At 42.4% G+C, this 2122-nt stretch carries 3 protein-coding genes; all 3 read right to left on the bottom strand.

Translation table 11 applies throughout. The annotated features are described in order from the left end of the window. Positions 1–110: 110 nt before the first annotated feature. Complete coding sequence (locus QZZ35_RS11410; protein ID WP_291237515.1) at positions 111–950, bottom strand: ABC transporter permease subunit; 840 nt, start codon at positions 948–950, stop codon at positions 111–113. After that, a complete protein-coding gene (locus QZZ35_RS11415; protein WP_291237516.1) occupies positions 943–1857 on the bottom strand; it encodes an ABC transporter ATP-binding protein in 915 nt (304 codons plus the stop codon). Before QZZ35_RS11415 ends, QZZ35_RS11410 begins: the two co-directional genes overlap by 8 nt. Before the next feature lie 62 nt (positions 1858–1919). Next, positions 1920–2122, bottom strand: a 203-nt coding sequence (locus QZZ35_RS11420; RefSeq protein ID WP_330635670.1) for a hypothetical protein, incomplete at its 5' end; no start/stop codon positions are given.

Consider the following 2122-nt stretch of genomic DNA (forward strand, 5'->3'; position numbering starts at 1 on the left):
AACCAATGGGGACGGAGTTTTTGGCTTTTTTGTTGTCCCCTATGAAATCTGATGCAGTACGATCCAGTTCAATCAACTCTTTATTGATGCAGGATGCTGATTTATTTGTTCTATTTTAGGGATTTTCGTCGGAACATCAAAACACCTGCTCCGGTCATTGCCGCAAACCAACCAAGGTCATAGATTATCATATACCCAATACGCTCCAGCCGGATTGCACAAAGCTGCATGATCTGCCCTCCCGGTGTAAAATCCAAAAGGAACTCATAGAGAGCTCTTTCACTGCTTCCCTCCGGAAGATAATTTGGATTTGGTTCCAGTTCTCCGTCATATTCGATTTCTCCGGATTCTGTCACACGATATGCGGGTGCATAGTATTCTTCCTGGTCCAATGTGGACTGAATCACCGTTCCGCTCAATAAAAACAGAAGTGTCAACAACATACATGCAATGGAAGAAGCTGCTTTTTTACCGAGTACCATGGATATCCATGTAAAGATTGCTGAAAAAACTGCCAGTTCACAAATGATACCAGCATAAATGAAAATAAAAACAACAGGGGGATTTCCGCTCTCCATCAAAACAATTCCCGGAACCAGATAAGCAACAGACCAGATCAGCAGAAACAGCCATCCAACAATAAGCATTGTACAAAGGTTTGAGATGTAAATCTCCACTCTTCCATGTCCGATCACAATTTTATTCCGAAGTGTCCCATCACTGTATTCCGTTCCTATATAAAGAGAAACAAATGCCGCCAGCGGAAATACTGCCACCGCCGCAATCGAAAACAATGCATTATCATAATACGGAGTTCCCCCATACACTGCATAGTCCCGGTAGTTCATCAATATCTGGAATAATGCCAGACCTGCCACAATGATCGCACCTATCTGAAAGGCTCGCGTTTTCCAGATTCTTTTCATATTTGCAGAGATCAGATTACACATGGTCAGCACCTCCAATCAGATTCAGATAAAAACTTTCCAGACTTTCATCCTGCTCTTTCATTGTCAGAATCTGACAACCAAAAGAATCTACAGCCTTGACCAGTTCAGAAACCGTAATCTCACTGAAAATATCTGCTTCAAAATCCGAAATAATCCTATAATCGACTCCTTTATGTTCCAACCCTTTTGAAAAAGCTGCCATATCCGATACCTTTACCCGAATTTTTCTGGCACATGCGGCTTCCAATTCCTCCGCACTGATTTCTTTCACCATGTGTCCATGATCAATAAATCCATAATGAGTTGCCAGTCTTGACAGTTCATCCAGAATATGACTGGAGATCAGCACAGTGATGCCCTGCTCCTTGTTTAATTTCAGGATCAGTTCACGAATCTCAAGGATTCCCTGGGGATCCAGACCGTTTACCGGTTCATCCAGCACCAGAAAATCCGGATTTCCGGCAAGCGCAACAGCAATACCAAGTCTCTGACGCATTCCAAGGGAAAAATCCTTCACCTTTTTCTTTCCTGTATCTTCTAATCCCACAAGCTTCAACAGTTCTCGTATTCCATCGAAATCCGGTTGTCCCAGAATCAAATATTGCTGCCTGAGATTGTCTGCTGCCGTCATATCCAGATAGATTGATGGTGTTTCCACTACTGCTCCCATTCTTCTACGGGATTTTCGGATCATCTTATCCGAATCCGGAATCCCGTACAGACTATAACTCCCGGAAGTGGGGTACTGAAGTCCTGTAATCACCCGGATTAGTGTCGTCTTACCGGCTCCGTTTTTCCCGACAAATCCATAAATGGATCCCTTTGGCACATGCATATTCAAATCGACAAGCGCTTGAAAATTCTTATACCGTTTAGACAGACCCTTTGTTTCAAGAACGTATTGCATATAAAAACCTCTTTCAATTGTTCAACAGAAGTCTATCATGCAAAGGTTAAGGATTTTCATCATCAATGATGCGTATCATTTTTCGTTTCTGCCTTTGTATCATTTCCATTCCCGCTTCCGTTTCCATTATGACTTCCAATCACCTGGTACTTTCGTGGTGAGAAAATCATCCCCAGCAACGTTCCGGTCAAAAATAAAACCGCACCTGTAAGCAAGATTTCACGACCGGTGTACTTTCCTTCATTGATTTGATTCATTAATAATT

It is taken from the genome of Frisingicoccus sp., assembly GCA_016298055.1.
GTDB lineage: Bacteria > Bacillota > Clostridia > Lachnospirales > Lachnospiraceae > Frisingicoccus.

Coding starts and splice junctions, on each gene's coding strand:
- QZZ35_RS11410 (WP_291237515.1), bottom strand. CDS start 950: ATGTGTAATCTGATCTCTGCAAATATGAAAAGAATCTGGAAAACGCGA.
- QZZ35_RS11415 (WP_291237516.1), bottom strand. CDS start 1,857: ATGCAATACGTTCTTGAAACAAAGGGTCTGTCTAAACGGTATAAGAAT.